Below are 22,996 nucleotides of genomic sequence, written 5' to 3'. Positions count from 1 at the left end.
TTTGTTCATTTTTTATAGTAAAATCAACTTTTAATGAAAAAACGATGAAAAGTGAATCGTTTCTTCGGTTTTATTCGTTTAATAAGTGGCACGGCTTTAAAAGCGATATGGCCTGTCAAACTGATTATGTGTGAAAGGGATTGATAAACATCGAAGATTTTATTATTTCTTTAGCTGATGCCTTTAAGAATTTGTCGTATTTTGGCATCTTCCTTGCATTATGCATTGAATTTGTTCCTGCTGAAGTGGTTTTGCCTCTCGCGGGTTACTGGGTCTCAGAAGGGGACATGGCTTTCATCGGTGTCGTGGCTGCAGGGTCGTTTGGCGGCGTGGCTGGTCCTTTGACCTTGTACTGGTTAGGACGTTACGGCGGCAGACCCTTTTTAAATAAATATGGGAAGTACTTTTTTGTAAAACCTGAGTCGCTTGATAAATCGGATGCTTTCTTTGAAAAGCATGGCGGTTTTGTCGCGTTTAGCGGCCGGTTTATTCCAGGAGTGAGAACCCTTATTTCCATTCCATGTGGTATTGCCAAGATGAATGTGTGGGTATTTTGCTTGTATACGTTTTTGGCCATTACACCGATTACGTTTGTGTATGTGTATCTAGGGTTTATGCTTGGGGAGAACTGGAAAGAGGTTGGCGCCATTTTAGAGCCATATCTTTTACCGATTGGGATCGGTGTTGTGTTATTGTTCGTTCTTTACATATGGCTAAAGCGAAGAAAGAGAAAAACAGAAACGCCAACTGCTTAATCACGGGATTGGGATGAACGTCATCTGTTGACAATTCAGTATCTATTGATTAAGATATAAGTAATCTAAATATTCTTAATCCCACCAAAGGGGAGTAGCGTCCGGTTTTTACCGGAAACAAAGTCGTCATTACATGGACATATGTTCCATCGGCTTTGTTGGCATGATTCTACATATCACATGTCTAGCAAGACCTTTGCCATTACAGGCAAAGGTCTTTTTTGCATTCATAAGCCTTTGTCTGTTGTGGGACAATAGATAAAAACAAGGAGGAATGATGATGGATGCAGCAATTATTTTAGAATACGGGTGGGTTCTTCTCGTATTGATTGGATTAGAAGGGATTTTAGCAGCTGATAATGCGCTAGTCATGGCCGTGATGGTCAAACACCTTCCTGAAAAGCAAAGAAAAAAGGCATTGTTTTACGGACTTGCGGGTGCGTTTGTCATGCGATTTGGTTCTTTATTTCTTATTTCATTTTTAGTGGATGTGTGGCAAGTTCAAGCAATTGGCGCAATTTATCTTCTTTATATTTCCATTCACCATATTTTGAAATCTCATGTATTTAAGAAAAAGGAATCAGAAACGAACTTGAAGCAAAGCGGCTTCTGGGCAACAGTCGTGAAAGTAGAGCTTGCCGATATTGCTTTTGCAGTAGACTCTATTTTAGCAGCCGTCGCTTTAGCGGTGACACTTCCAACAACAAGTCTTCCGCAAATCGGTGGACTTGATGGCGGTCAATTTATCGTGATTCTTTTAGGCGGTATCATCGGTCTGATCATCATGCGATTTGCAGCAACTGTCTTTGTGAAACTGCTCAAAACAAGACCGAGCCTAGAAACAGCAGCATTTGTCATTGTCGGATGGGTTGGCGTGAAGCTTACGCTTTATACACTTTCACATCCTGCCATTGGAGTCGTGTCCTCTCATTTCATTCATTCAACATTATGGAAAGTCATTTTCTGGACGGTGCTTCTCGCGATTGCAGCATTTGGCTGGTTTTTATCAAGTCCATCAAGAAAGGGCGGACAAGAAAGCAAGGAAAAACAAGAGGTGCGCCTAGAAGAGTAGGTTTTTTGAAAGAAATATCATTTCATTTTCATAACACGTATATTACAAAAAAGGGGGAGATACCCCCTTATTTCTTTGCTTTTAGACGAAACGTTGTAAAGGAGATCATGAAATACGTGTCATAATTGAGTAACAGGAAATGAATTCCTCATTTCTTCCTTTGCGCTTCCCTCATAAATTAGCTATCATAAATGAGTAATATAGGGAGAACTGAGGTGAAACCATTGCTTAGCCTTTTGTTTAAAAAAGGAAAGAAAAAGCAAACATTAGAGCAGTCGGCTATCAGTATCCAACAAGGTGATAGTGAGCTGCAAAATGCATTAATAGAGCAATACAAACCATTTGTCGCTAAGACGGTTTCATCCGTTTGTAAACGATATATAGATGAAAAAGATGATGAATTCAGCATCGGCTTAATTGCCTTTAATGAAGCGATAGAAAAATACTCTGCCGAAAAAGGAAACTCACTCCTTGCTTTTGCGGAATTAATTATTAAAAGAAAAGTGATCGACTATATTCGAAAAGAAGCAAGAAATGCGCCAACGGTTCAAATGGACCTTCAAGAAAGTGAGAATGGCGAATACTCTCAAAGTATGATTGAAGCAGAGCTATCTGCAAATGAATATAGGCGTTTAATTGAACAAGAACAAAGAAGAGAAGAGATTGAACATTTTAAAGAACGGTTAAAAGTATACGGCCTCACGTTTCAAGAGTTGCTTGAGCATTCACCCAAGCATGCAGATGCCAGGCAGAATGCAATTAAAGTGGCCCATACACTCGTTGAACACGATGAGCTAAGAATGATTTTATTTCAGAAAAAACAATTGCCAGTTAAACAGCTGGAAAAGCTAGTGGAAGTCAGCCGCAAAACGATTGAGAGAAATAGAAAATATATCATTGCGATGGCGATCATTATGACGGGTGATTATGTGTATTTGAAAGATTACCTTAAAGGGGTGCTTAATTCATGAGAAGAGGCATTATAGTAGAGAAAAACAAAAAATATGTCACGCTGCTGACCCCTGATGGACAATTTCTGCGGACAAAGTACGAACAGCAAGACTATGAAATCGGTCAAGAAGTGACATTTCCGAATGAATCACGTCTCGAAAGAAAAAGAGCCGGTTTTTTTGACCTGCTCCGTTTACGTCCGTTAAATGCAGGAATTCTATCAATCGCAGCTATTATTGTCGTGATTTTCACTATGATGCCATCTTTCTCAAGTCAAAAAGCATATGCGTATATGACGATTGACATTAACCCGAGCTTTGAGCTAAAGCTGGATCACAACTATCAAGTGATCGGTGTCACACCACTGAATAAAGATGCGAAACAAGTACTCGCCAGTATGAAAGATTTAGAAAAAAATGATATGACCAAAGTGGTGCAGGAAATCATAGACGATTGTGATAAAAAGGGATACGTGAACCACTCTAAAAGCATTTATATTTCAACCGTTTATGAAAACAAGCAGGATCATACATATAAAACAAATGTAAAAAGCAAAATTAACACCATCTCTGGTGAATATCAAAAGCGCGATTACAAGCTAGAAACTGTGGAGGGTGACCTAGAAACAAGAGAGAAAGCACAAAAGGCAGGCATCTCAACAGGAACATATATTAGAAATCAAGAAATGCAAGACAAAGAACAAGAAGACATCAAAAAGGATGAAGATGCAGCAGAGGGTGAAGCTGTCAAAGAAGAAGAGCCTAAGAAAGATGATGAAGATCAAGCAGGCAAAGACGAACAAGAAGAAGTAAAGACAGACGATAGCGAAGACGTGCAGCCTGATCAAGAGGCTCCTGAAGGCGAAGATAAAGAGCAGAAGGAAGTAGAGAGGGAAGAGCAAGGGTCTGTTCAAAAGCCTCACCAGACAAAACCTGATGATGAAAACAAAAACAAACAGATAAAAGAGGAAAAGGATCGCTCTTTCGATAAAGAGCAAAAAAAAAATCACTCAACTGACCCTAATGAAAAAAAGAATTCGAACGACACATCACGTGGTCATGCTGAAAAGCACGCAAAAAAAAACGACAGGGATCAGAAACGAACGTCCAGTGAACGAAAAAGAGAACATGCAAAGCAAAAAGGAAAAGATGCGCAGGCCTTTTATCGCGAGAAACGGCATGAGCACACATATGAACAATAAAAAACGCCAGAATTGCTCCGGCGTATTTCACCATGTCATTATTTAGATTGATTGCCCATTTGTGATTGAGCCTGTTGAACGAGTCTTTTTGTGATTTCGCCGCCAACAGAGCCGTTTGCACGTGCGACTGTATCTGAACCGAGAGTCACGCCAAATTCTTGAGCGATCTCGTATTTAAATTGATCTAATGCTTGTTCTACTCCAGGAACAAGAAGTTGATTTCGGTTTGCCATGATCATATTCCTCCTTTCACCTCATGTTTGTTGCGCCTTCTTATTTTGAAAAAAACTGTCTGCAATTATGCTGGCAATTGCTGCACAAAAAAACCGAGGTGATGAGGTCACCTCGGCTCTTATTTAATCCTTTTTAAGCTTCAACGTATTAAACATCATTTCTTGTGCTGTGCTTTGCAAATGAGAAGTGAAAACAGAGAAGACCGTAGAACTGATAATGCCTTTAATCAAATTCCATTGATTCTTCGTCAATTCTGTAAACTCTTCATGGAGCTTGTCTGTCTGCTCCTCGGTCATTTCTCGCAAATTCGTTTCCTTTAACGGAAAATGTGTATGATGATAAATAAAATCAAGGACGTGCGCATATGCTTCATAAAAACGGATTGGGCTAATAATATCATCCGTTCGATCTGTGATCGTGTTAAATAAGGCAGATAAGATCATGCGAATGGCATCAAAGTCAAAAACGGATTTTAAATCCCTGACAATTAATAAAATAACGACCTGATCAATGGAGTACTTCTTGCCAAGCTCCGGATGGCCAATCATATCTTTAATATCACGTTTGATCCAGTTTTGAATGGCCGTCGATTTAAGGGAAGTTAGCTCACACAAGTTGCCAAGCTCAACAATTTCATTTGTTGACAGTCCGTGCTCTGCTTTTTGCTTTCGTCGTTCGAGCTTTGCAAAAAATGATGGGATTTTTAATTCATCATATTCATGATCTTTGTCGCTTTTTACAGATAGATTCAAAAGCTGAAGCGGAGTCAGATCTCCCTCTCCTTTTAGAGAATATAGAAGTCTCGTCATGTCAATTCTCGTTAATTTAAAAGTAACCATGTTCCACCTCATTTTGTACGTCAAAAACGTGATTATTGATCTAATTCAACATCATAATCTCTTTTCGATGAAAATGCAAAACAAACTAAAAACTGGGACGGCGCGTCACAATTTGTTCACTTCTGTTTTGTAGCAAAAGTCATAAATATTGAAGTGACGGTGCTTAAGCCGTTATGATAAACATAGAAAACGATTCCTTTTTCCTTGCAATTTGAGACGTTTATTTTTATAATTTTATTAATAAGTTCATTTGAACTTAATATGACAGCGGAGGTTATGTATGGGTAAAAGAATATTTCTGTTTATATTAACGAACATTCTTGTTATCACTACGATTGGAATTGTACTTTCGATTATTAGTGCAACAACTGGTGTTGGTTCTTATATAGGAGCAGACGGAAGTCTTAATATCATGTATCTTCTTGTCTTCAGTGCAGTTGTTGGTTTTGTTGGCTCGTTTATGTCATTAGCAATGTCTCGCTGGATGGCAAAAATGATGATGGGTGTGCGCGTGTTAAACCCTGAAAAGGATACATTAACATACGATGAGCAGCAGCTTGTTGACCGTGTTCACAGATTATCTAGAGCAGCAGGTCTTTCTAAAATGCCTGAGGTTGGTATTTATCAATCATCGGAAGTAAATGCTTTTGCGACAGGTCCTTCTAAGAGAAGATCACTTGTTGCTGTATCGACTGGTTTGCTGCATGAAATGGATGATGCAGCGGTTGAAGGTGTTATTGCTCACGAAGTCGCTCACGTTGCGAACGGTGACATGGTGACAATGACGTTGCTACAAGGGATCGTCAACACGTTCGTTGTTTTCCTTTCAAGAATTGCGGCATGGATCGCAAGTCGTTTCGTTTCACGTGAAGAGCTTGTGCCGATTGTCCACTTTATCGCTGTGATTGTCTTCCAAATCATTTTCTCTATCCTAGGAAGCCTTGTCGTGTTTGCATATTCTAGACATCGTGAATTCCACGCAGACCGCGGCGGTGCTGACCTTGCTGGAAAAGACAAAATGATTCATGCACTTCGTTCTCTTGAGGCGTATACGTCAAGAATCAAAGATGATGATCAAACAGCAGTCGCGACACTGAAAATCAGTGGTAAAAGAAAAGCTTCTCTTTTCTCGACTCACCCTGATTTAAACGAAAGAATCAGAAGACTAGAAGCAAAATAAGAAAGATCAAAAAGACATTCTGTTACAGGATGTCTTTTTCTTTTTGATGAAAAAGAAAATAAAGCATAAAATATCTTTAAAAACATGTCTCTTTTCATTAAAATGATAAAGTATTCGAAAAGAAAGATAAAAGAAGGAATGACAATGAATCCAATTAAAAAGTTAATTGACCGGCTGTCAGCGTTCCAGCTGATTGCCCTTTATTATTTTCTCGCTGTCACAGTGTCGTTCATTCTCCTCAGCCTCCCAGTGGCTCACCAAGAGGGAGTGAAATGGACATTTATTGATGCCTTATTTACAGCTGTGAGTGCTGTCAGTGTTACAGGCCTAACCGTTGTCGATACCTCGCAAACATTTAGTGTGGCAGGTATGTGGATTCTTGCGTTTGTTCTGCAAATCGGAGGCATCGGCATTATGACCCTCGGTACCTTCGTATGGATCGTCATGCGAAAAAGGATTGGAATTAAAGAAAGAAAACTCATCATGGCAGACCAAAACCAAAGCAATTTATCAGGAATTGTGAAACTAATGAAGCAGGTCTTATATTTAATTTTGCTGATTGAGTTTGTCGGCGGTTTGATTTTAAGTATGTATTTTCTCAAATATTACGACGTGCAAGGGGCTTTCTTACATGGCTTTTTCTCAAGTATTAGTGCGACAACCAATGGAGGCTTTGATATTACAGGGAATTCGTTGATCCCATACAAAGGTGACTATTTTGTACAATTTATTACGATGCTGCTCATCATTTTTGGAGCCATTGGCTTTCCGGTGCTGGTTGAAGTAAAGGACTATTTATTTAATCAAGACCGAAAGCATGCATCGTTTTCGTTGTTTACAAAAATCACAACGATCACGTTTGGCGGGCTCGTTGTCGTTGGAGCGATTGGAATATATGCACTTGAAGCCCGTTTTACCTTTCTAGGGAAGAGCTGGCACGAGATCGTGTTTTATTCTTTGTTCCAATCAACCGCAACGCGAAGCGGTGGTCTGACGACATTAGATATTACCCAATTGACGGAACCGACACTTTTATTTCTATGTATGCTCATGTTTATCGGGGCTTCTCCAAGCTCGGTGGGGGGCGGAATTCGGACAACCACGTTTGCCCTTAATTTACTCGCACTGTTTCATTTTGCGCGAGGAAATAAGTCCATCAAAATCTTCAAAAGAGAGCTTCATCAAGCGGATATTAACAAATCCCTTATGGTGACGATGATGGCCTTTATTTTGGTGTTTGGAGCTACATTCCTGTTAACCTTATCAGAGCATAATACACTTCTTGAAAATTTATTTGAAGTCTGTTCTGCCTTCGGAACAACGGGGCTATCGCTAGGGATTACCTCTGAGCTCTCTGTTTTCGGTAAGTGTATCATTATGATGGTCATGTTTATTGGACGGATCGGCATTCCAAGCTTCTTGTACTTAATTGGCCGAAGAGAAAGTGAAGCGAATTATCATTATCCGAAAGAGCGTGTCATCATCGGCTAAACAGCATTCCCAGCGAATGCTGTTTTTTTATTTCCATTATCTAACTGGCTAAATCACGCGAGATGTTCGCAATCTATAGGTAAGAGGTGAACGAGACGTGCTGGAAGTGTTATGGAAAGCAATTGTCATGCTGCTAGTTGGTACCTTGCTACTGAGAATAGCAGGGCCTAAATCCATTAGTCAATTAACTGTTCAACAAACAGTGATCATGATTTCAATCGGATCAATTATTATCCAACCCTTTATTGAGCACAATTTACTTGAAACGATTTATGCAGCCGCTACATTTATCATTGCACTCGTCATCATGGAAAAATTGTCTATTCAATCTGATTTCTTTGAAAAATTGGTTTCAGGGAAATCGGTGGTGATTTTACAGGATGGCGAAATGCTTGATGACAAGCTGAAGAAAATCCGGCTCACAAGGGATCAATTTAAAATGCGTTTAAAGCAGCAAGGCATTACGGACATCAGCAGTCTCAAAAAAGCCACGCTAGAAGCTAACGGACAAATTGGCTATGAATTAAAACCTGAGGAAAAACCAGTAACGGTTAAGCAAATGAAAGAGCTGTTTGAACAATTAAGAGAAGAATTAAACATGCCGAAAAAGGACTGATTTTAAATGAAAAGAAAAGCAGCGAAAAATGAAGCACTGACAAATAATATGACGCCAACAGAAAGCATGGCACATGACCAAGGTCAAACACAATTTGACGAACAATCAAAAGATCGTCAGGCAAACCGAAATTCTCACCAAGGTAAACAAGGGGGAGCATCTCGTGACTAAAAAGCATGTGAAGAGCAAGGATATCAAAGACCATAAAAAACCGATGAATCCAGACATCTTAGAAGAGGAATTTGGCAGTGAGCTTGGAGATGTGAACAGCAGCAAATGGATTGATACCCTCATGAAACCAAAAAAGGATGCTGAATGTCATACTGGGCAAAAGAACAAGAAATAGAAAAAACGATCCTCGTGGGATCGTTTTTTATTTGATATAGCTGCTTTGTTTGCCAGTGATCGTTCGCATGAGATTGGTCATTTTGAGCTCAATCACTGGCTGTGCAACAGTTTTGACAAATGTACTAGACAGGGTAAAGGTTAAGAGGATGGTTAGCAGCAATAAAATCAGTACACTTGCCGCATTTAGTGCCCAATCATCAAACCAAGTGGTTCTGAGCAGCTTGATGACAAAACCATGCAATAAATAGACATATAACGTTCTTGTGCCCCATTTTGTAAAGAAGAAACGGCGTGTTGGAACAAGTGCAAAGAAGCTAAATGTAGCGCCAAAGGCAAGCAAATACCATGCCATTCGTTTCATAGCCGCAATCAGTCCTTCATCTCCAAGAGAAGAGTATGACTGTGACCCAAATAAGAAGGAATAATCGAATTCATAGAAATAGCAAAACATGAACACGCCCATCAATACAAAAAGTGCTGTTATTTTCCCTTTGCTAGTTCGAATAAATTCAAAGTGCTGCTTCTTTAAATAAAAGCCAGCCAAAAACATGGGCAAAAAGACAAACGTACGCGATAAGCTGAGCGTATTGCTAATGCTGTCCACGTAACCGACAAGTAATGCGATCGATAAACTGACGATCATCGCCCAGTGGAACGGCAGTTTGGAAAAAGGAATGAGCAGTAAATTCCAAAAGAATAAACTAATTAAAAACCATAAAGACCATTGCGGATCAATTGGATTTAAATTGGACATGCTTTGATCCTGCAAGAGATAATAGTATACAGAATAGATCACCTGAAAAATTAAATATGGGATGATCAGCTTAACGGCGACTTTTTTCATAAAACCAGGCTGTCTAAATCCTTTTGCAAAGAAGCCAGAAACCAAGATAAAGGCCGGCATATGAAATGTATAAATAAACTTGTATAAGTAGAGCAACCAATCATTATCATGGATGAATGACCGTAACAAATGACCAAAAACGACTAGAAAAATCAGAAGAAATTTCGCATTATCAAAATAACTATCTCGTGAAGATGTCATAACATCACCTTTCCCTGCTTCATTTCAAACATAAACGTTCTAAGTGCACGGTTCCCTCATTTGCCCCATTTTAAAATACATTTTGGCTCATTTCGCTATTTGATTTGAAATTGTATAACGGTTGCAAAAGAAACGTAAGAAAAGAGATTCATTATACAATCGTGTCATCCGCATGAAATAAATTAAACAGTCTTCGTGTAAAAAGTTATCTTTTTTTATGAGTCGAATGAAGGAACAATGAAAATATTGTAGAAATATTGTAGAGGAATGAGGCTGGAAAAGGAGTGTAAGAGAATGACTGAAACGCTCGATGGCAAGCGATTAATCTCTGCGGAAAATATCAGAAAATTAGAAAAAGAGAACGAATATTTGCGAACTGAGTTGATGCAGCAAAAAATGTTGTTAAATAAGACGTTAGATGCCATTTTTATATTTGATCAGCACCTCAACATTGTCCAAGCCAACGAAGCAACATGCCGGCTTGTACAGACACCGAAAGAAGACCTCCTCAATAAATCCGTTCTAGATTTCTTATACGGCATCCCGAAAAATAAAATTGAATGCTCACTAGAGGTTTTTTTTCGAAAAGGTACATTAAAAAGAGAAATCTCCATCCAGCTTGAAAACGGCGAGACAAAATACATTGAATTTGTCGCAGAACATGACGCCGTGAATCAGCAATATATTGTGGTGATGCGAGATATTTCTTCAAAGAAAATCTTAGAACGAGAACGCTCCATGAATGAGCAGCTGTTCAAAGATTTGTTTGACCGAGCGATTGATGGTATGGTCATTTTTGATCAGGATGGCTGCATGATAGACGCCAATCATTCTTTTTGTCAGAGCTTTGAGCTTCAAAAGACAGATTTAACAGATCGCTATTTAAATGAATTTGTCGAAGAAGAAAATCTTCCAGCCTTGCAGCACCTTTTAACGTCATTAAAAGAAACAGGGAAAGCAAAAGGAGAGCTTCCCGTTACCTTACAATCTGGTCAGCACAAATTATTCGAACTGACCATTACATCAAATGTCATGAGTGGTTTTTATATGTCCATCATGCGGGATATTACAGAAAAAAGGTTAATGGAAGAGAAGTTGTTAAAAAGTGAAGAACGCTTTAGAGAAATATTCGAAAATGCGATGGATGCTATCATCATATGGGCGGACGATGGAGAGATTGTGAGAGCCAATGAATCGGCCTGCCGTATTTTTGAATTACCAATGCATCAACTGATTGGCAAGAAACTCACAGACTTTCTCGTCAAATCTGATAAGAGATATAGACCGACAAGAAGACGTTATATCAGGAATCATGAAATAAGGGAAGAACTCCTGTTCAGAATGGCAAATGGTCAATTTAAAGAGCTTGAGTTCACCTCAAAGCATGCGGTATTAGAAGGACAGCACTTAACCATTTTACGTAATGTCAGTGATAGAAAGCGAATGGAGGAGGAGCTGCGTGAAAGTGAGCTCAAATTCCGTAAAGTATTTAATGGGTCAATGGATGGCATTGTTCTTTTCGATAATCAATACCGGATTATTGATGTCAATCCTTCTGCAAGCGAACTGCTAGAACTGAAGGACGATCATTTAACTGAAATGAATCTCTTTCATATACTTGCACCATATCAAATTGAAAATTTGGCACAGCCCGCTCAGGCGATGTCATTAGATGAGATGGACAATGAAGTTCCGTTTGTGCTGAACCACCCAGATCAACGCATACTAGAATTCTCCTTTAAACGCAATATCATTCATAACATGAATCTAGCGATCTTTAGAGATGTGACAGAGCGAAAGGAACTAGAAGAGCGGGTAAGAAAATCAGATACCCTTCATGTGGTCGGAGAGCTTGCCGCTGGAATTGCTCATGAAATTAGAAATCCGATGACGGCATTAAAAGGCTTCATTCAGCTGCTGAAAGGAAATATTGAAGGGGAATATTCACTCTATTTCAATGTCATCACATCCGAGCTAAAAAGAATTGAATCCATAATTACAGAATTTTTGATTTTAGCGAAACCACAAGCCATTGTGTATGAAGAAAAAAACGTGGTGCAAATTGTAAAAGACACGATGGATCTTCTGCACGCACAGGCGAATCTTGGCAATGTCCAAATGCACCTCAATGTGATGGATGAGATTCCGCTGATCTACTGTGAACAAAATCAATTAAAACAGGTGTTCATTAACATTTTAAAAAATGCGATTGAAGTGATGCCGCGGAAAGGAAATGTATACGTGAGTATTCAGCGGAAGGGGGAGGAGCATATTGTCATTTCACTGCGTGATGAAGGCTGCGGAATGACAGAGGATAAGCTAAAGCGTCTTGGTGAACCATTTTATACAACGAAAGAACGAGGTACTGGACTTGGTTTAATGGTTAGTTATAAAATTATTGAAGAGCATCAAGGAACCATTGAGGTAGAGAGTGAAGAAGGAGTAGGGACGGTTTTCCATCTCACGCTGCCACTCAGGCAACAGAAACAAGAAGGGGAGCTTTAATGTGTATTATACAGTCTATCACGCACCAATCGGGGCATTATACATACTAGAAAAAGACGGTGTCATTATCGAAGTGGTGTTTGATGATGAACCGTTTTTGGCAAAAAAACAGGCATCCGATCTAAAAAAAGAAGATACGTCTGTTTTACGAGAAGCAAAAAAACAGCTTGATGAGTATTTCAAGGGAGATCGTAAAGTATTCGATCTTCCACTCAAGCAAGCTGGCTCTCCGTTTCAAGAGCAAGTGTGGGAGGCACTTTCGGCTATTCCATACGGTGAATCAAAAAGCTATGCAGACATTGCAGAAGCGATTGGCAATCCAAAGGCCGTCAGAGCCATTGGACAAGCCAACCGGCGCAACGCATTGCCTATTTTTATCCCGTGTCACCGGGTCATTGGGAAAGACCGGTCTCTCACGGGCTATGCAGGAACGAAGACAGATATGAAAGCGGTTCTGCTTGAATTAGAAGGCATCCCATTTGTTCAAAAATAAATCCGTTGACCTGTTCCAAATGTTTAGCAAACGACATATCCTTTTATTAAGCTAAAAAAGTTGGTCGAGGGAAAAAGGAGGGCGCTAGGATGTTTTGGGGCAAAAAAGATAAAGTGTATGCCGTCACGTCACTATGTGTCAAAATGAACGTCTTGACAGAGGAACAGAAAAAAGAAATATTAGCTAAAACGAATGAAACAAAAAAGCGCGGTGCTCTTAAATGACGAGAACACTGCGCTTTTTTTGATATTAAAGGGAGATGCTTTCAGTGAAAAGTGCATCAATTTCCTCTGTATAATTGGAAGTGATAATCCCCTTCTCTGTAATGATACCTGAAATAAGATGGTGGGGAGTGACATCAAAGGCGGGATTAAATACTTGAACATCGGGCGGTGCAATTTGTATGCCGTTTAATTCCTTTACTTCCAGCGGGTCTCGCTCTTCAATCGGAATATCTGCCCCATCAAGGGTCGATACATCAAAGGTCGAAAGCGGTGCTGCCACAAAAAACGGAATTTGAAAGTGTTTAGCCAGAATGGCAAGACCTAGCGTTCCAATCTTATTCGCTGTATCTCCATTTCGAGCGATCCGATCAGCTCCAACAATGACAGCAGAAATTTGCTTTTCTTTCATCGTATGGGCTGCCATGTTATCTGTAATGAGCGTCACATCCACACCGCCCTGCATGAGTTCCCATGTCGTCAGCCTGGCGCCTTGAAGAACGGGGCGTGTTTCACAAGCATAAATGTGAAGATCGAGATTTTTCTTTTTGGCTAAATAAAAAGGAGCAAGTGCTGTTCCGTAACGGCTCGTTGCGATGGAGCCTGCATTACAAATGGTCATAATACGGTCACCTGATTTAAAGAGCTGGAGGGCATTTTGACCGATTAGCCTGCATGTTTCTTCATCTTCGATTTGAATTTGAATGGCTTCATGGACAAGATCTGTTTTGGCTGCATTCACCGAAGCAGCACGCTTAATGCGCTGAAGCAGTCGGTCTAATGCCCAGGTAAGGTTTACAGCGGTTGGACGAGCACTGTTTAAATATTCTTTTAGTCGAGCTACTTCTTGTTGAAAGACATCAATTTCTTCTGTATCAATTTCTTGGGCACTGAGCGCAAGCCCAAAAGCGGCTGTAATGCCAATAGCAGGTGCTCCACGCACTTTTAACGTCACAATCGCATCATAGACATCTTCCTTAGTAGATAAATGCTCAAATACGGTTTCAGCCGGTAATTTTTGTTGATTCAAAATTTTAATATGGTTTTCTTCCCATTCGACGGAACGGGGAACTTCAAATTCTTTAGACAAAACCCGTCACTCCTTTACAGATTGCTGGAATAATGCGACGAGGTCAGACGCTGTTTCCACTGCATGATATTGTTTGATGAACGTTTTTCCGAGTGTAAGTGCTGCTTTTTTCTGCTGAATTCGTTTAGTTGGTGATGGAATCGCATCAAGATCAGCGGCATGAGCAAGACCAATGGTTCGGCGAACAAGCTCACAGCCAGCAAAGCCTGTCGCTTCTTTTAAAATACGGTCAAAGGTTGTTTCTAAAAAGCTGTCTGATACACTAAACGCTTCAATGCTGTCTTCTTTCCAAGCTTTTGTGAACACTTCTTTGAATGTTGCCCATACATTGACAACATGATCAAAAAGGTGCTGCTGATCCTGCTCATTCTCACGAGATAAAGCATTCAAGAGTAGATTGGCAATAAAGTGACCGATATCGAATCCAAAGGGACCGTAAAAAGCGAATTCTGGATCAATGATCTTTGTTTCAGTCTCGCTTGCAAAAATACTGCCTGTATGAAGATCTCCATGAACCAGTGTTTCAGCTGAGGTTAAGAAAATCCGCTTTAGTTCTGCTGCTTTGGCTTGCACTGCAAGATCGGTCCACAATGCTTCGGCATCTTCTCTTAATTCCTCTTCGAAGTCATTTGTTTCACTATCAAAGAAAGGGTCTGTGAAGACGAGTTTTTCTGTGATGTCACAAAGGTCAGGGTTCGTAAACTGCTTCACGAATTGTTTTTTGATTTTAGGATTTGTGGCAAAGTCAGATGTGTAAAATAGTGTTTTGCCTAAAAATTCACCGACATGAGCTGATAAATGCGGGTATTGTTTTCCGGCAATTAGCCCTTTTCTGACGATTTCTAGGTGTGATAGATCCTCCATTGCTGTCACAGCAAGAGCTGTATCAGAATAATAGACTGTTGGTACGAGATGCGGTGTATATTCTGACTGCTTAATCAGTGCAGCACTTTCAATTCTTGCACGGTCTAATGTAAGCGGCCAGCTCTCCCCAACCACCTTTGCATAAGGCAGTGCCTGCTTGATGATCAAGCCTTTTTCACGTTTGTGATCAAAGATATGAAAGACGTAATTTAAATTTCCGTCACCGATTTCAGTACATGTTAAATGACTGCTTTCTTGGATCAAGCCAAGTCTAATTGCGAGTGCAACTGCCGAGCTCTCTGTTAATTCTTCATATGATGCCGTAAGTGTAACCAATTGCTTCCCCTCCAAATCATATAAAAAAGCCTCTTTCTCCTGAGAGAAAGAGGCTTGATGGCGTGTATGCTCTAAGCCTCTCTTATCTCTCAGCACATACGTCTGATGGAATTAGCACCGTGCCCTATAAGACAATTGTCTCGGCGCTTTACTTGCTGCGCCCCACTTCACAGTGGTATTAACGGTCGGTTGCTGTTGGGGTCAAAAGGCCAAATCCCTCGCCCAACTCTCGATAAGAGAAATCAATATGTAATTGTTTTGTCTGCATGTATTTCTTAATTCAAGATATTATCAGAGCTACTCTTCACATGTCAATCTTTTTTCAAAATTGCTTTACAATTCATAAAACAATCTATTACAGTGAGTGTATTGTCATGTAACTTGAATAGAAGGTGAAAAAATGGAATTCCAGCAATCAGATGTGTTGAAACATTTACCGAAACAGTTTTTTGCGTCGCTTGTCCAAAAAGTGCAGAAAAAAGTGCAGGAAGGGGCCGATATCATTAATTTAGGTCAGGGAAATCCTGATCAGCCAACCCCGCCGCATATTGTCAAAGCCATGCAGGAAGCGGTAGCAAAACCGGAAAATCACCAATACTCTTCATTCCGCGGGACGGCGAAACTAAAAAAGGCCGCCGCCGCCTTTTATGAAAGAGAATATGGGGTTACGCTTGATCCAATGACGGAGATCGCGATTTTATTTGGCGGGAAAGCGGGACTTGTTGAACTGCCTCAATGCCTTTTGAATCCGGGTGATACGCTGCTTGTCCCAGACCCAGGTTATCCTGATTACTGGTCTGGCGCCGTGCTTGCTGGAGCTCATATGGTCACGATGCCTCTTCTTGAACAAAATGATTTTTTACCTGACTACCATCTATTGTCAGAGGCTGATAAGAAAAAGGCAAAATTGATGTACTTAAATTACCCAAACAATCCGACTGGTGCCACTGCAAGTCGTGCATTTTTTGAAGAAACCGTGACTTTTGCGAAAGATCACAAATTGTGTGTTGTCCATGATTTCGCATATGGCGGCATTGGATTCGATGGAGAAAAGCCGGTCAGCTTCCTGCAAATAGATGGAGCGAAAGAGACGGGCATTGAAATTTACACATTGTCCAAAACATATAATATGGCCGGCTGGAGAGTTGGTTTTGCAGCAGGAAATCCCTCTGTCATTGAAGCGATCGAGCTTTATCAGGATCATCTGTTTGTGTCACTGTTTAAAGCGACTCAAGATGCAGCAGCAGAAGCTCTTTTAAGCGATCAAACGTGCGTACAGGTGCAAAATGATCGTTATGAAAAAAGACGAAATACATGGATTGCTGCATGTAAGGACATTGGCTGGGACGTAACTGCACCGAAGGGATCATTTTTTGCTTGGTTAAAGGTGCCTGAAGGGTATACATCTGAAACTTTTTCTGACTTATTATTAGAGAAAGCACATGTTGTCGTTGCGCCAGGGAATGGCTTTGGTGCTGGCGGTGAAGGCTATGTCAGAGTAGGGCTTTTAACAAGTGAGGAGCGGTTAAAAGAAGCCGCAGAACGCATCGCTGCCTTGCAGCTATTTGAAAAAAGCCATTGACAACGTAAAAAAATGGTGGGATAATTCAGGCAATATTTAAGAAAATTGAATATTCTTATCAAGAGTAGGCAGAGGGACTAGCCCAATGAAGCCCGGCAACCGACTTCCATGAAGCACGGTGCTAATTCTTGCAGCAGGCGCTGAGAGATAAGATTCGGATGAATGAGACGAAACCTCTTTAAGGCGCTGCCCAAGCACTTAAAGAGGTTTTTTTATTGAACATATAGAGGACGCAATCGAAAGGGGATTCCTAGTGAGTGAATTACTGGCAACATACGTATTAACACATCGAGAGGATGAACAAATTGACCGAAAAGCGGAGCAGATCGCGCTTGGTTTAACAGTTGGATCATGGACGGATTTGCCGCAGCTCAAAAAGGAGCAACTTAAAAAACATAAAGGCCGAGTAGAGAAAGTGACCGAAAAGTTTGCATCAGCCGAAAATGGTCTGTATCAATCAGAGGTAACAATTGCTTATCCTGAGGCTAACTTTTCAGCTGACATACCAGCCGTTTTAACGACGATATTTGGAAAGCTTTCACTAGATGGGAAAGTAAAGCTTGTCGATATAGAATTTTCGAAAAGGTTTAAAAAAAGGCTGCCTGGACCGGTATTTGGAATAGAGGGGATCCGAAAGAGATTAGATGTGTTTGATCGTCCGTTATTGATGAGTATTTTTAAAGGCGTGATCGGCCGTGATATGGCGGATTTAAAGGAGCAGCTCCGTTTACAGGCATTAGGCGGTGTTGACTTCATCAAAGACGATGAAATTTTATTTGAAAGTCCATTAGCCCCTTTTGAAGAACGAATCAAAGAAGGAAAAAAGATATTAAAAGAAACATATGAAGAGACAGGGCACCGCACGCTGTATGCTGTCAATTTAACTGGCAGAACATTTGAACTTAAAGATCGAGCAAGGAAGGCCGCTGAACTCGGAGCAGATGCGCTTCTATTCAACGTCTTTGCCTACGGACTTGATGTCATGCAAAGCTTAGCTGAGGACCCAGACATCCAATTGCCTATAATGGCACATCCAGCAGTGAGCGGCGCGTTTACATCATCTCCTGAATATGGATTTTCACATTCGCTTCTTTTAGGTACATTAAATCGATATGCTGGCGCTGATTTGAGCCTTTTTCCATCTCCTTATGGATCGGTCGCACTTCCGAAAAAAGATGCCCTTGGTATCTATGAAGCTTGTGTAAAAGAGGATACGGTTCAAAAAACGTTCCCTGTCCCGTCAGCAGGTATTCATCCTGGTATGGTTCCGGTATTGATCAAAGATTTTGGATTCGATCATGTCATTAACGCAGGTGGAGGAATTCACGGACATCCGCGGGGAGCCATCGGTGGAGGGAAAGCATTTCGATCCATCATTGATGCGGTGATAAATGAAGAGTCCATCGAGGAAAAGGCATCATCTTGCCAAGACTTAAAAGTAGCACTTGATCTTTGGGGAAGGGTAGCAGAATAAATGAAAAAACCAATTGTATGTTGTGATTTTGATGGAACGATTACGAAAAATGATAATATTATTCGCATCATGAAGCAGTTTGCACCAAGTGAATGGACGAAGCTGAAGGATGGTGTCCTGTCAAAGGAGATCACAATTCAAGAAGGCGTCGGACAGATGTTTCAATTGCTAACGAGTGATCAGAAGGAAGCCATTCAGTCGTTTATTTTAGAAGATACAGAGATTCGGGAAGGATTCAAGCAATTTGTTGATGATGTAAAAAAAGCAGACATTCCTTTCTATGTGTTAAGCGGCGGTATGGACTTTTTTGTCTATCCCATACTCGAAGGCATTGTAGATCAAGCAGATATTTATTGCAATCATGCGTCATTTAAAGAAGACCATATTCAGATTGAATGGCCGCATGCCTGCGATTCAGAATGTCAAAGTGGCTGTGGCTGCTGCAAGCCCTCGATCATTCGAAAGCTGACTCATGAAAAAGACTTCATTATCATGATTGGAGATTCAGTAACCGATATTGAGGCAGCAAAACATGCAGATATCACGTTTGCGCGTGACTATTTGTTGAATGAGTGTAAAGAGCTCGGGCTCTTACATAAAGAGTATGAAACATTTATCGATCTAAAAGCGCAATTTGTTCAAATAAAGGAAGTGAAAGAATGGCAGACGCAAAGAGTAAACGCTGGCAGGAGCTAGCAGACGTTAAACGTGAACTGGCACAAAGAGACTGGTTTTTCGGAACAAGCGGTAATTTATCGATCAAGGTGTCGGATGATCCAATCACGTTTTTGGTGACGGCAAGCGGCAAAGATAAACGAAAAGAATCGGACGAAGATTTTGTTTTAGTTGATGCAGCAGGTCAGCCTAATGATCCGAATCAACCACTCAGACCATCGGCCGAAACACTGCTTCACACATATGTGTATGAGCGGACGAAAGCAGGCTGCTGTCTCCATGTCCACACAATCGATAATAATGTCATTTCAGAGCTGTATGGGGATAAAGGAGAGGTTCGTTTTAAAGGCAACGAAATCATCAAAGCCCTTGGTTATTGGGAAGAGGATGCAGAAGTCATTCTTCCTATTATTGAAAACCCAGCTCATATTCCGCTTCTTGCAGAACACTTTGCAGCGCACCTTACAGAAGAGGCGGAATCAGGTGCTGTTCTCATTCGCAATCATGGCATCACTGTCTGGGGAAAAACAGCATTTGAAGCAAAACGAGTGTTAGAGGCTTATGAATTTTTATTTAGCTATCATTTAAAATTAACGCTTTATCAAAGGCAGCTTGTTAGATAAAAAAGGAGGAAAAACACATGGCGACGATTTTTATTCATAATGAAGAGAACACATTACTTGAGAACGAACAAGAGGTAGCGGCATATTTAGAAAAACAAGGGGTCATTTATGAACATTGGGATATTGAAAAGCTACCAAACCGGTTATCAGAAAAGTATGATTTAACAGATGAGGAAAAAGAAGAAATTTTGACCGTTTTCCAAAAGGAAATACAGAATATATCTGAACGGAGAGGGTACAAAGCGCAGGACGTGATTTCATTATCTGATGCGACACCAAATCTTGACGAGCTGCTCCAAAACTTTAAGCGTGAGCACCATCATACAGATGACGAAGTACGGTTTATTGTGAGTGGGCACGGAATCTTTGCCATTCAAGGGCAAGATGGCGTCTTTTTTGATGTGAGACTGAATCCAGGCGATTTAATTTCTGTGCCACCAAATATTCGTCACTACTTTACATTGCAAGAGGATCGCAAAGTGGTCGCAGTTCGCATATTTGTCACAACTGAGGGCTGGGTGCCAATTTACGAAGAAGAAACGGTTTAATGAAAGGAGCTGATCATTCCGCATGGGGCGGAAGATCAGCTTTTTTTTAGGAAAATAGACATAAAATGAGAAAGAAAATAGTTGATTTTGATCTTCTGCATAGGATAAAATTCTGTTTAATCAATGTGTCAGTCCTGTCCAAATTTGAAGTTTACCCCTAGAAATGATTGGGTAAGAGGTCTTTAGGCTGTAAAAAATTAAATAAAATAAGCATATTTAATTTAATTTACAAATAAAGTATAATTTTGGTGTCGAATCATTTAGAGCATAGACAGATGAATTCATTGCGGGAGATGAGATCATGAATATTTATGTAAGGAAAGAACAATTGCTGATGTCCATTGATGAGAAGAGAAAACAAATGGTAGAAGCTGCTCAAGTGGAAGGGTACACAGGTGAGACGACAATTAAATATAGTCAAGAACTGGACAACTTGATGAATGAGTATCAGCATCTTCTTTTTCATGAGAAACAATCTGCCCCCTCCTTTCATGATCTTGTGTCCCAAATGAGTCTCCTATCCGTGAACCGGCCCTCTTACTGACATGAAAAAACCGGTCTTGCATAAGCAAAACCGGCTGAACTCTTTTAGCTATGCTGAGTGAGCGGAAGGAAGCATGATCATAACGGTTGTTCCTTTATTCACTTCGCTATGAATATCAATTGTCCCGCCATACATCGAAATGATTCGTTTACACACGACAAGCCCAAGACCTGTGCCTTTTTCCTTCGACGTAATAAAGGGGAGGAAGATATGCTTTAGCATCTCCTCCGGTATGCCTTCACCCGTATCCGTCACTTTAATGATGACATGTTCTTTTTCAGCCTCAACCACAATCTTCAAATGACCGCCATTTGGCATCGCTTCTAAAGAGTTTTTCGCTACATTTAATACGACTTGTTTAATGTGATCCTTCGTGCAATAGACACCAACATCTTGAATCGTATTGATTTGTAAATCAACCTCGACATTATACAGGTTTGCCTCTGAGAAAACGATCGGCATGATCTCACTCACAATTTCTTTCACAGAATTATTCTGCCATTTTTCTGCGGTTGGTTTTCCCAACACAAGAAATTCACTGACTATTTGGTTAATCCGTTTAATTTCTTCCTCTATGACAGAAAAATAGAGCTGATCTTCTTCTGAATGATACTTCTTTTGCAAAAGCTGTATAAACCCGCTAATTCCTGTTAATGGGTTGCGAATTTCGTGTGCTGTACTTGCCGCGAGTGTTCCAATCAATTCAAGCTTTTGTGCCTCATTTTGATGACGCTCCTGCTGAGTTTGACGCCTTAAAATGACATATTGGACAAGTGTGAATAAAATATTTAATAAAATAAAAGCACTGGATAGAGGAACCAGCGTAACGGACAGCACTTCACTAGTTGAAGCACGCTGCGGAAAAACCTCTAGCTTCCAGCTATTTTCATCTAAATATGTAGACACGGTGCTGTCATTTTCTGATGCTGGTTTCGGACCACTTGTAAACACAACATGTCCATTTTGATTCAGCATCTTAAAATGAAGATCTGGGTTTAATACATTCATAATATTTCTTAAATAGTCAATTTGAATGGCGGCAACTAAAACATTGGTGACTTCTTCGTTTTCATCCAAAACAGGGACACAAATGGAGAGAATTCTCTGTTTTGTAATTCTACTCACATAGTTATCTGTGATCACGGTCTGCTTGGTCACTTGAATGCGCTTAAAATAATCTCTGAATGATAGGTTGATTTTTTCCTTTAACACGGTGGTGCTTGCTGTTACATTTCCTTTTTTGTCTAGGAGATACAGGCCTGAAAAACGAGGTTCTTGTTTATAGATTTTCTCTAGGATGTTTTGTACTTTTTTCGTCTCAAGCGGCTGGTCAAATCCCATGGCAAGGGAAGTTAATCTCGCCTCTGTTTCACTAATTAAATAATTCATTTGGTTTTTGTGAATATTTAACATAAGTGTAGCAGTTTGTTTGTTTTTTAAATCGATTTTTTCAGTTTCTTTTTCGTAGATAAAATAACTAATGATTAGGGTTGGAATCATCACCAAAATAAGGTACAGCCTGATCTTCTTCCAAAACCCTTTCAATATACTCATCATTCATCGCTCCAACGTATTACCTAATAGACTTATTATAGCATTGAACCTATCTTTATTACGATGACTTGTATGATTTTTAAAAAATTAGGTGATTCGTTCTGGTCTCATTTTCATGCTAAAGATGGATCAACATGTTGACATTTTACTTATTGTTTATTAATGTCACATTAGTGGGTTGCATTTCATAAAGGATGATAAAAAAATGGAAAATCATAATGTTGAGAAATCATTGAAATTGTTTATTGTATTATCACGTGCTTATCGCTCAATTAACCATCACATGAACAAACATATTGTCAAACACGGTCTGAATCCGACTGAATTTGCTGTACTAGAATTGCTGTATCATAAAGGTGATCAGCCGCTTCAGCAAATCGGTGATAAGATTTTACTCGCAAGCGGAAGCATCACGTATGTGGTCGATAAGTTGGAGAAAAAAGAACTCCTCAGTCGTAAGGCTTGTGCAGAAGACCGCAGGGTGACATTTGCGCATATTACGGAACAAGGACGAGCTTTGCTTGATGATATCTTCCCAGATCATGCGAAAGAAATTCATGAGATGATCAGTGTGCTGAGTGAAGAAGAGAAGGATGCGTGCATCGATATGCTCAAACATGTGGGACTGCGTGCAAAGCATTTATATGATCATAAAGAATAAACAAATAAAAAAGGAAGCCGCTGGCTTCCTTTTCAGCGTGAAGACAAACCCTCGCATTCGGTGTCAATCCTGCGCGCTGGTGCTCACGAATGTC

25 protein-coding genes and 3 riboswitches are annotated in these 22,996 nt (G+C 40.2%); of the genes, 19 read left to right on the top strand and 6 right to left on the bottom strand.

Annotated elements, in window-relative coordinates:
- Positions 1-140 precede the first annotated feature (140 nt).
- The 4 genes from BA70_RS11345 (at position 141) to BA70_RS11330 (ending at position 3,979) form a co-directional block, all read left to right on the top strand.
- Positions 141-755, top strand: coding sequence for a DedA family protein (locus BA70_RS11345; protein WP_034322155.1), 615 nt, complete (start codon positions 141-143; stop codon positions 753-755).
- 77 nt (positions 756-832) lie between these two features.
- Positions 833-1,004: riboswitch (yybP-ykoY riboswitch) on the top strand.
- A 31-nt stretch (positions 1,005-1,035) separates the two neighbouring features.
- Positions 1,036-1,827, top strand: a complete 792-nt coding sequence (locus tag BA70_RS11340; RefSeq protein ID WP_034322152.1) for a TerC family protein — start codon at positions 1,036-1,038, stop codon at positions 1,825-1,827.
- Between the two features lie 215 nt (positions 1,828-2,042).
- Positions 2,043-2,798, top strand: coding sequence for an RNA polymerase sigma factor SigI (gene sigI / locus BA70_RS11335; protein WP_034322149.1), 756 nt, complete (start codon positions 2,043-2,045; stop codon positions 2,796-2,798).
- The gene (locus BA70_RS11330; protein ID WP_034322146.1) at positions 2,795-3,979 is read left to right on the top strand and encodes an anti-sigma factor domain-containing protein; all 1,185 of its coding nucleotides are present in this window, start codon (positions 2,795-2,797) and stop codon (positions 3,977-3,979) included. Before sigI ends, BA70_RS11330 begins: the two co-directional genes overlap by 4 nt.
- 38 nt (positions 3,980-4,017) lie before the next feature.
- On the opposite strand, the gene BA70_RS11325 is transcribed toward BA70_RS11330, so the two are convergent.
- Entirely contained in the window at positions 4,018-4,212 is a 195-nt protein-coding gene (locus tag BA70_RS11325; protein WP_003211343.1) for an alpha/beta-type small acid-soluble spore protein, read from the bottom strand.
- Between the two features lie 123 nt (positions 4,213-4,335).
- Positions 4,336-5,052 (bottom strand): DUF1836 domain-containing protein, encoded by a 717-nt coding sequence (locus BA70_RS11320; RefSeq protein WP_034322144.1) that lies wholly within the window; start codon positions 5,050-5,052, stop codon positions 4,336-4,338.
- 280 nt (positions 5,053-5,332) lie between these two features.
- On the opposite strand from BA70_RS11320, the gene htpX reads away from it, so the two are divergent.
- The 5 genes from htpX (at position 5,333) to BA70_RS11300 (ending at position 8,685) form a co-directional block, all read left to right on the top strand.
- Positions 5,333-6,232, top strand: a complete 900-nt coding sequence (gene htpX / locus BA70_RS11315) for a protease HtpX (protein WP_034322141.1) — start codon at positions 5,333-5,335, stop codon at positions 6,230-6,232.
- A gap of 144 nt (positions 6,233-6,376) precedes the next feature.
- Complete coding sequence (locus BA70_RS11310) at positions 6,377-7,723, top strand: TrkH family potassium uptake protein (protein ID WP_034322138.1); 1,347 nt, start codon at positions 6,377-6,379, stop codon at positions 7,721-7,723.
- A gap of 97 nt (positions 7,724-7,820) precedes the next feature.
- Positions 7,821-8,339: a DUF421 domain-containing protein gene (locus BA70_RS11305; RefSeq protein ID WP_034322136.1), complete on the top strand. Its 519-nt coding sequence runs from the start codon at positions 7,821-7,823 to the stop codon at positions 8,337-8,339.
- Positions 8,340-8,345: 6 nt separating this feature from the next.
- On the top strand, positions 8,346-8,510 hold the full coding sequence (locus tag BA70_RS20325) for a hypothetical protein (protein WP_167331434.1): 165 nt from the start codon (positions 8,346-8,348) through the stop codon (positions 8,508-8,510).
- Entirely contained in the window at positions 8,503-8,685 is a 183-nt protein-coding gene (locus BA70_RS11300) for a hypothetical protein (RefSeq protein ID WP_034322134.1), read from the top strand. The genes BA70_RS20325 and BA70_RS11300 overlap by 8 nt, the downstream gene beginning before the upstream one ends.
- A gap of 27 nt (positions 8,686-8,712) precedes the next feature.
- Here the strand turns inward: BA70_RS11300 and BA70_RS11295 are convergent, their stop codons facing one another.
- Positions 8,713-9,732, bottom strand: coding sequence for an acyltransferase family protein (locus tag BA70_RS11295; protein WP_034322132.1), 1,020 nt, complete (start codon positions 9,730-9,732; stop codon positions 8,713-8,715).
- 294 nt (positions 9,733-10,026) lie between these two features.
- Between BA70_RS11295 and BA70_RS11290 the strand changes: the two genes are divergently transcribed.
- The 3 genes from BA70_RS11290 (at position 10,027) to BA70_RS20825 (ending at position 12,954) form a co-directional block, all read left to right on the top strand.
- Positions 10,027-12,237: a PAS domain-containing sensor histidine kinase gene (locus BA70_RS11290; RefSeq protein WP_034322130.1), complete on the top strand. Its 2,211-nt coding sequence runs from the start codon at positions 10,027-10,029 to the stop codon at positions 12,235-12,237.
- 1 nt (position 12,238) lies between these two features.
- Positions 12,239-12,730: a methylated-DNA--[protein]-cysteine S-methyltransferase gene (locus BA70_RS11285; protein WP_034322127.1), complete on the top strand. Its 492-nt coding sequence runs from the start codon at positions 12,239-12,241 to the stop codon at positions 12,728-12,730.
- 89 nt (positions 12,731-12,819) lie between these two features.
- Positions 12,820-12,954 carry a hypothetical protein gene (locus tag BA70_RS20825; protein ID WP_262982640.1) on the top strand — a complete coding sequence of 45 codons (135 nt, stop codon included), beginning with the start codon at positions 12,820-12,822 and terminating at the stop codon, positions 12,952-12,954.
- 25 nt (positions 12,955-12,979) lie between these two features.
- Here BA70_RS20825 and mtnA read toward each other — a convergent pair whose 3' ends face one another.
- A complete protein-coding gene (gene mtnA / locus BA70_RS11280) occupies positions 12,980-14,041 on the bottom strand; it encodes an S-methyl-5-thioribose-1-phosphate isomerase (RefSeq protein WP_034322125.1) in 1,062 nt (353 codons plus the stop codon).
- Between the two features lie 6 nt (positions 14,042-14,047).
- Positions 14,048-15,241 carry an S-methyl-5-thioribose kinase gene (gene mtnK / locus BA70_RS11275; protein ID WP_034322122.1) on the bottom strand — a complete coding sequence of 398 codons (1,194 nt, stop codon included), beginning with the start codon at positions 15,239-15,241 and terminating at the stop codon, positions 14,048-14,050.
- A gap of 80 nt (positions 15,242-15,321) precedes the next feature.
- Positions 15,322-15,479, bottom strand: a riboswitch (SAM riboswitch).
- 162 nt (positions 15,480-15,641) lie between these two features.
- Here mtnK and BA70_RS11270 point away from each other — a divergent pair.
- From BA70_RS11270 to BA70_RS11245, 6 genes are all read left to right on the top strand, one after another.
- Positions 15,642-16,823: a pyridoxal phosphate-dependent aminotransferase gene (locus tag BA70_RS11270; RefSeq protein WP_034322120.1), complete on the top strand. Its 1,182-nt coding sequence runs from the start codon at positions 15,642-15,644 to the stop codon at positions 16,821-16,823.
- 52 nt (positions 16,824-16,875) lie between these two features.
- Positions 16,876-16,977: riboswitch (SAM riboswitch) on the top strand.
- 99 nt (positions 16,978-17,076) lie between these two features.
- Positions 17,077-18,297: a 2,3-diketo-5-methylthiopentyl-1-phosphate enolase gene (gene mtnW / locus BA70_RS11265; RefSeq protein WP_034322117.1), complete on the top strand. Its 1,221-nt coding sequence runs from the start codon at positions 17,077-17,079 to the stop codon at positions 18,295-18,297.
- Positions 18,298-18,993: a 2-hydroxy-3-keto-5-methylthiopentenyl-1-phosphate phosphatase gene (locus BA70_RS11260; protein ID WP_034322115.1), complete on the top strand. Its 696-nt coding sequence runs from the start codon at positions 18,298-18,300 to the stop codon at positions 18,991-18,993.
- Entirely contained in the window at positions 18,957-19,595 is a 639-nt protein-coding gene (locus tag BA70_RS11255; RefSeq protein ID WP_034322112.1) for a methylthioribulose 1-phosphate dehydratase, read from the top strand. The genes BA70_RS11260 and BA70_RS11255 overlap by 37 nt, the downstream gene beginning before the upstream one ends.
- 17 nt (positions 19,596-19,612) lie before the next feature.
- Positions 19,613-20,143, top strand: coding sequence for a 1,2-dihydroxy-3-keto-5-methylthiopentene dioxygenase (locus BA70_RS11250; protein WP_034322110.1), 531 nt, complete (start codon positions 19,613-19,615; stop codon positions 20,141-20,143).
- A 301-nt stretch (positions 20,144-20,444) separates the two neighbouring features.
- Positions 20,445-20,687, top strand: a complete 243-nt coding sequence (locus tag BA70_RS11245; protein WP_034322108.1) for an aspartyl-phosphate phosphatase Spo0E family protein — start codon at positions 20,445-20,447, stop codon at positions 20,685-20,687.
- A gap of 48 nt (positions 20,688-20,735) precedes the next feature.
- On the opposite strand, the gene BA70_RS11240 is transcribed toward BA70_RS11245, so the two are convergent.
- Entirely contained in the window at positions 20,736-22,241 is a 1,506-nt protein-coding gene (locus tag BA70_RS11240) for an ATP-binding protein (RefSeq protein WP_034322105.1), read from the bottom strand.
- 205 nt (positions 22,242-22,446) lie between these two features.
- Here BA70_RS11240 and mhqR point away from each other — a divergent pair, with 205 nt between their 5' ends.
- Positions 22,447-22,902, top strand: coding sequence for a MarR family transcriptional regulator MhqR (mhqR, locus tag BA70_RS11235; RefSeq protein ID WP_003211701.1), 456 nt, complete (start codon positions 22,447-22,449; stop codon positions 22,900-22,902).
- The last annotated feature ends 94 nt before the right edge of the window (positions 22,903-22,996 follow it).

The sequence above is a fragment of the Bacillus zhangzhouensis genome (genome assembly GCF_000715205.1).
In the GTDB taxonomy this organism is placed as follows: Bacteria; Bacillota; Bacilli; order Bacillales; family Bacillaceae; genus Bacillus; species Bacillus zhangzhouensis.
This window is presented reverse-complemented; position numbering and strand designations above follow the sequence as displayed.

Bases quoted from the DNA above. Each gene is read 5' to 3' on its own strand.
- BA70_RS11340 (WP_034322152.1), top strand. From the start codon at position 1,036: ATGGATGCAGCAATTATTTTAGAATACGGGTGGGTTCTTCTCGTATTG.
- BA70_RS11330 (WP_034322146.1), top strand. From the start codon at position 2,795: ATGAGAAGAGGCATTATAGTAGAGAAAAACAAAAAATATGTCACGCTG.
- BA70_RS11325 (WP_003211343.1), bottom strand. From the start codon at position 4,212: ATGGCAAACCGAAATCAACTTCTTGTTCCTGGAGTAGAACAAGCATTA.
- BA70_RS11320 (WP_034322144.1), bottom strand. From the start codon at position 5,052: ATGGTTACTTTTAAATTAACGAGAATTGACATGACGAGACTTCTATAT.
- htpX (WP_034322141.1), top strand. From the start codon at position 5,333: ATGGGTAAAAGAATATTTCTGTTTATATTAACGAACATTCTTGTTATC.
- BA70_RS11310 (WP_034322138.1), top strand. From the start codon at position 6,377: ATGAATCCAATTAAAAAGTTAATTGACCGGCTGTCAGCGTTCCAGCTG.
- BA70_RS20325 (WP_167331434.1), top strand. From the start codon at position 8,346: ATGAAAAGAAAAGCAGCGAAAAATGAAGCACTGACAAATAATATGACG.
- BA70_RS11295 (WP_034322132.1), bottom strand. From the start codon at position 9,732: ATGACATCTTCACGAGATAGTTATTTTGATAATGCGAAATTTCTTCTG.
- BA70_RS11290 (WP_034322130.1), top strand. From the start codon at position 10,027: ATGACTGAAACGCTCGATGGCAAGCGATTAATCTCTGCGGAAAATATC.
- BA70_RS20825 (WP_262982640.1), top strand. From the start codon at position 12,820: ATGTTTTGGGGCAAAAAAGATAAAGTGTATGCCGTCACGTCACTATGT.
- BA70_RS11270 (WP_034322120.1), top strand. From the start codon at position 15,642: ATGGAATTCCAGCAATCAGATGTGTTGAAACATTTACCGAAACAGTTT.
- BA70_RS11260 (WP_034322115.1), top strand. From the start codon at position 18,298: ATGAAAAAACCAATTGTATGTTGTGATTTTGATGGAACGATTACGAAA.
- BA70_RS11255 (WP_034322112.1), top strand. From the start codon at position 18,957: ATGGCAGACGCAAAGAGTAAACGCTGGCAGGAGCTAGCAGACGTTAAA.
- BA70_RS11250 (WP_034322110.1), top strand. From the start codon at position 19,613: ATGGCGACGATTTTTATTCATAATGAAGAGAACACATTACTTGAGAAC.
- BA70_RS11245 (WP_034322108.1), top strand. From the start codon at position 20,445: ATGAATATTTATGTAAGGAAAGAACAATTGCTGATGTCCATTGATGAG.
- BA70_RS11240 (WP_034322105.1), bottom strand. From the start codon at position 22,241: ATGAGTATATTGAAAGGGTTTTGGAAGAAGATCAGGCTGTACCTTATT.
- mhqR (WP_003211701.1), top strand. From the start codon at position 22,447: ATGGAAAATCATAATGTTGAGAAATCATTGAAATTGTTTATTGTATTA.